The sequence below is a fragment of the Dehalococcoidia bacterium genome, assembly GCA_030648205.1.
GTDB lineage: Bacteria > Chloroflexota > Dehalococcoidia > JAUSIH01 > JAUSIH01 > JAUSIH01.
Window position 1 is genome coordinate 1 of sequence record JAUSIH010000108.1, and the last position, 5,481, is coordinate 5,481.

Consider the following 5,481-nt stretch of genomic DNA (forward strand, 5'->3'; position numbering starts at 1 on the left):
TTGCCGCGCATGTACCACTCGGAGCACTTCTCCTCGAAGCGCCGGATGAGCAGCATTCGCCGGTAGAAGTCCCGCATCTGGGCCTTGGACAAAGCCCTCTCTTTCACAACTTGCACCGCGTTTCCCTCCTTGATGTATGACGATCCCCCGCGTCCTTCCGCGGAAGGAGCCATGCCTCCACCACCCCCCTCGGCTACGTGTGAATGGCTTCTTTGTTGACGTCCAGCGCCGCCTCGCGCAGCGCCTCGGAGAGCGTGGGATGCGGATGGACCGCCGACCCCAACTCCAGCGGCGTGGACTCCAGCAGCTTGGCGATGGACAGCTCTCCCAGCAGCTCCGTCACCTCGGGGCCGATCATATGCGCGCCCAGGATCTCGCCGGTCTTGGCGTCGGCCACGATCTTCACCAGGCCGTCGGAATCCCCCAGCGCCAGCGCCTTGCCGATGGCGCGGAAGGGAAAGCGCCCCACCTTGACCTCATGGCCCTGCTGGCGCGCCTGCGCCTCGGTCAGACCAAGGCTCGCCACCTGCGGCTGACAGTAAGTCGCGCGCGGCATATCCACGTAGGACAGGCGCGCCGGCTGCCGCCCGGCGATGGCCTCCGCCGCAACGACGCCCTGCGCCGACGCGACGTGCGCCAGAAGCACTTCGCCGGTCACGTCGCCGATGGCGTACACACCCGGCACGCTCGTCCGCATACGCGCGTCCACCTTGACGGATCCGCGCTCCATGCGGACGCCCAGCGCCTCCAGGCCCAGCCCTTCGCTGTTGGGTTGCACGCCGACGGCCACCAGCACCTTCCGTCCCCGCACGTCTTTCTTCCCGTCCGCCGTGGCCACCGCGACCCGCCCTTCCCCGGAAGGGTCGGCCCAGCTCACCCCCTCCACCCTGGCGTTCGTGAAGTAGTTCATGCTCTGTTTCTTGAAGCTTCGCTCCAGTTCCGCGCTGATCTCCTCGTCCTCCGTCGGGACGAGACGCGGGAGCGCCTCGACCAGCATGACCTTGCTCCCGTAGGTGTGCCACAGATAGGCGAACTCGACGCCGATGGCGCCCGCGCCGACGATGACGACCGACTCCGGGACCTCGGTCAGCGTCACCGCCTCGCGGTACGTGATGACGTTCTTGCCATCCGGCTCCAGGCCGGGGATGCTCCGTGGCCGCGCGCCAGTGGCGATGATGACGTTGTCCGCCTCAATAGTCTGGCCGCTGGGGGCCACCTCGATGCGTTGCGGCGAGGCCAGGCGCGCCGTGCCCTGCACGTAGTCCACCTTGTTCTTCTTGAGCAGGAACTCCACGCCCTTGACCAGCCGGTCCACGACCTTGCGGCTGCGGGCCTCGGCGACTGCGTAGTCCGCCTTGAAGTTGTCGAATGTGAAGCCGAACTCCTTGCCGCGCTTAAAAAGGGCCAGAATCTCGGCGCTCCGCAGAAGGGCCTTGCTGGGGATGCAGCCCCAGTTGAGGCAGATGCCCCCCGGCGCCTCGCGCTCGATGACGACGGTCTTCAGGCCGAGTTGGGCCGCCCGGATGGCGGCCACGTAGCCGCCGGGTCCGGCGCCGATGATCGCCAAGTTATATCGCTCCATCAGCTTGGCCCTTTCTCCCGATTCACGCTCTGGCGGCAACCATGCTCTCCACCTGGCGCTCCGCCAGATAGGAGCTGCGCACCAGCGGCCCCGCCTCCACGTGACGATAGCCCATCGTCATGCCCAGGCGGGCCAACTCCTTGAACTCCTCCGGCGTGTAGAACCTGACGACGGCGGCGTGCCACGGCGATGGCCGCAGGTACTGGCCGATAGTCAGGATGTCGCAGCCAGCCCGCTGAATGTCACGCATAGTCTGGAGCAGCTCGTCCCACGTCTCGCCCAGGCCAGCCATGACGCCGGATTTCGTGACAATGCTTGGGTCGCTGGCGCGCACCTGGGCGATGAACGCCAGAGAGCGTTCGTAGGTGGCCTTGGGACGTATGCGCCGGTAAAGGCGCGGCACGGTCTCCGTGTTGTGGCTGAAGACGTCCGGGCGCGCCCGGGCCACTGTTTCAATGGCGTCGCAGTCGCCCAGGAAGTCCGGGGTCAGGACCTCTACCTTGCAGCCGGGGGACTGCTCCCGTATTAGCTGGATGCACCGGGCAAATATGCCCGCGCCGCCGTCGGGCTGGTCGTCGCGATTGACCGAGGTGATGACGCAATAGCGCAAGTCGAGCAGCTTCACCGCCGCTGCGACGCGCTCCGGCTCCCGCCAGTCCATGCCCTGGGGCCTGCCTTTCCTCACCGCGCAGAAGGCGCAGCTTCGCGTGCAGACGTCGCCCAGAACCATGAACGTGGCGGTACCTGCGTTCCAACACTCGCCGATGTTCGGGCAGCGAGCCTCTTCGCATACTGTGTGCAGGCTGTTGTCTCGCATCAGGCGCTTGAGGCGCATGTAGGTGTCGCCCGCGGGGAAGCGGACCTTCAGCCAGGGGGGCAGGCGCGCCGCGACGGGAGCCTGGCCCGCGGATGGCGGCTGCGGCATACCACGCCAGGGGACGGCGAGGGCTGGGTCAGTCCGTGCCGTCTCCGACGATGCCACAGAGGTGATGCTTGCGTCAGTCGTGTCCATAGTGAACGTTTTAGTATAGCATGCTCCGCACAGGTGGCAAAAGCAGATTTTTCCGGCGCGCCCAAGGCGGAGTTGACGACTCCCAAGAACGCGGTTATGCTATGTAAAGTGTGGCGTATGCTGGGAGCCGATATGCGGCACTGGACTTGACAAGGAGGACGCTCCGCATTTCATGAACTGGATTAACGAACGGCTGGCTGTAGGCGAGATCAACGACGCCATGAACCACGAGGAACTCAAGCGCCAGGGTATCGCCGGTGTATTGGGCCTGAATGACTTCCCCACCTTCATCCCCGGTATGGGTTTCGATTGGCACCGTGTCCAGCTCCACGACGGCCCAGGCAACAAGCCCGCTGACCTGGCCCGCGCTCTGGATGTCCTTGATGACCTGCTGGACCGGCACCGCACTCTGCTTCACTGCGCCTCCGGCGTCAGCCGCGCCCCCTTTGTGGCTGCGGCGTACCTGGCGACCAAGGAGGGGCTGACCCTTGACGAAGCCCTGGCGGCGGTCACGCGGAAGCGGCCCATCGCCAACCCGGACCCCGCGCTCTTCCATCTATGGCGGGAGTATCAGACGTACCGAGAGAACGGCAACGGGAACGGCCACAAGCCCACTGCGTAAAACCGAGGCCGTTCACCCCCGACCTTTCTGAAACGCGAGACGCCGGACAATTGTCCGGCGTCTTTTGCTTTGGCCATTATACCGCCACGTCAAGAGGGAAGAGCGGGTACAACAACAGTGGCGTCCAGATGGATGCCACTCTCTACTTCCTACGCGGACGCGACGCGCGCGGGGGAACGTTGGTAGAGCGCGAGGCGCTCCTTCCGCAGGTCTTTGCCCATATGGGACTTGAGCGCATCCAGCGTTTGAAAGTCGCCTTCGGTGATGAAGCTGATGGAGACGCCCTCGTGGCCGATGCGCCCGGTGCGGCCTATGCGGTGAACGTACTCGTCCACCGTCTCCGGCATGTCGTAGTTTACAACGTGAGAGACCTCCGGAATGTCCAGCCCGCGCGAGGCCACGTTGGTGGCCACCAGGGTGCGCAGCGTGCCCGCGCGAAACGCATTCATGACCGTGTCGCGCTGGCTCTGGCGGAGATCGCCATGGATGCCCGCCGCCTTCAAGCCGCGGCGCTGCAGGTTCATCACAAGCCGGTCCACGCCGGACTTGGTGCGGCAAAAGATGAGCACCTTGCCGTCCCTCAGCTTCGTGTTCAGCACCTCGGCGAGGCCAGACAGCTTGTCGCTGGCCGCGACCTCGTAGTAGATTTGGTGAATGGTGGCGGCCGGCTCGCTCTCGCCGCCGATCTGTATGAACTGCGGATCGCGCTGGAAGCGGTGAATCATTGTCTTGATGAACGGTGGGATGGTCGCGGAGAAAAGCGCCGTCTGGCGGCTTGGAGGCGTCAGGCGCAGGATGCGCACCATGTCCTCCGCGAAGCCGATGTCCAGCATCTGGTCCGCCTCGTCCAGTATCGCGATGCGTACATGGTCGAGGCGGATGGTCCCGCGGCTGACGTGGTCCTGCACGCGGCCCGGCGTGCCCACGATGATGTGCGCGCCCACATTCAACGCGGCGAACTGCTTGATGATGGGCTGACCGCCGTAGAGCGTCACCACCTTGAGACCGCGGTAGCGGCAGAGCTTTTGCAGCTCCAACGTCACCTGGACCGCAAGCTCGCGCGTCGGCACGAGGACGATGCTCTGGATGTGCCGCGCAGCCGGGTCCAGCATCTCGACCATCGGCAGGCCGAACGCCGTCGTCTTGCCCGTGCCGGTCTGCGCCTTGCCGACCACGTCCCTGCCCTGCAGCATGACGGGGATGGCCTGCTTCTGAATGGGCGTCGGCTCCACGTAGCCCATATCCTTCAGCGCGCGGGCCACCGGCTCGGAGACCAGCATGTCGCCGAAGGGTTGGTTGCGCGGGAGTGGGCCGGTCTGGACAGGGGCACGGATGTCCCGGGGCGGCGCGGTCCTCTGGTAACGCGGCGCGCGCGCGGGCCGGGGGTACGGCGGACGCTGGGGCGGTGTCGCTGCCGGGGCCACCGGGGCCGCCGAAGCGGGTTGCGGAGCGGGCCGCGGCGCGGGCGCTACAGGTTGAGGAGGCGTCCGCTCGGGAACGGCAACATGGTCTTCAGTCTGCTGGGGGTGCTGCCTGCTGGCGGGTTCGGAGAAAAGCCCCAGGAGGCGACGCCAAGGAGACCGGCCGCGTTTATCGGTTGAAGGGGGTGTGGGTGTCATGATCTGGATACAGTATACCAAGACTCTCCAGTTTATGCAAACAGACCGTGTTCTCTCCCGCCATTATGGTGCATGGCGACGACATGCGGTGGTCGGCGCGGTGTTGTGCATCATGACGCTTCCCTTGACGTTGCGGACGCCCTCTGGTAGCCTTCGCGGGACACGCACTATGAGAAGCAGAGCCAAGGCCCTTCTGACCCGCGTTTTCGCCGAGCCGGTCGCCCGGTGGCTGGCGCGCACCGGCGTCAGCCCGAACGCCCTGACCATCGTGGGGCTGCTCATCAGCCTGGCGGCGGCGCTGGCCGTCGCCGTGGGCTATGTCGCGGCGGGAGGCGTCATCCTGCTGGCGGCGGGCCTTTTCGACATGCTGGACGGGGCGCTGGCCCGTGCGTCCAACAGGGTCACGCGCTTCGGGGCGCTGCTGGACTCGACGGCGGACCGCGTCGCGGAGGCAGCGGTCTTCGGCGGGCTGGCCTGGCGCTCCGTGGGTCTCGGCGACGCGGCGGGTGTGATGCTGGCGTTCGCCGCGCTCGTGGCGTCCTTTCTGGTCAGCTACCTGCGCGCCCGCTCGGAAGGGCTGGGCGTCCCCGGCGACATCGGCATCGCCGCGCGGCCTGAGCGGGTCATCCTCCTGGCCCTGGGGCTG

General features: G+C 66.3%; 5 protein-coding genes. 2 read left to right on the forward strand and 3 right to left on the reverse strand.

The genetic code is table 11. The features are described from left to right. Window positions 1-193: 193 nt before the first annotated feature. Together lpdA and lipA are read right to left on the reverse strand one after the other, a co-directional pair. A complete protein-coding gene (gene lpdA / locus Q7T26_12040; GenBank protein MDO8532870.1) occupies window positions 194-1,582 on the reverse strand; it encodes a dihydrolipoyl dehydrogenase in 1,389 nt (462 codons plus the stop codon). Window positions 1,583-1,604: 22 nt separating this feature from the next. Continuing rightward, on the reverse strand, window positions 1,605-2,507 hold the full coding sequence (lipA, locus tag Q7T26_12045; GenBank protein ID MDO8532871.1) for a lipoyl synthase: 903 nt from the start codon (window positions 2,505-2,507) through the stop codon (window positions 1,605-1,607). 259 nt (window positions 2,508-2,766) lie between these two features. On the opposite strand from lipA, the gene Q7T26_12050 reads away from it, so the two are divergent. Further along, on the forward strand, window positions 2,767-3,216 hold the full coding sequence (locus tag Q7T26_12050; GenBank protein MDO8532872.1) for a dual specificity protein phosphatase: 450 nt from the start codon (window positions 2,767-2,769) through the stop codon (window positions 3,214-3,216). Window positions 3,217-3,365: 149 nt separating this feature from the next. On the opposite strand, the gene Q7T26_12055 is transcribed toward Q7T26_12050, so the two are convergent. Continuing rightward, complete coding sequence (locus tag Q7T26_12055; GenBank protein ID MDO8532873.1) at window positions 3,366-4,640, reverse strand: DEAD/DEAH box helicase; 1,275 nt, start codon at window positions 4,638-4,640, stop codon at window positions 3,366-3,368. A 364-nt stretch (window positions 4,641-5,004) separates the two neighbouring features. Here Q7T26_12055 and Q7T26_12060 point away from each other — a divergent pair. After that, window positions 5,005-5,481: CDP-alcohol phosphatidyltransferase family protein (locus tag Q7T26_12060; GenBank protein MDO8532874.1), on the forward strand; the 477-nt coding region annotated here is incomplete at its 3' end.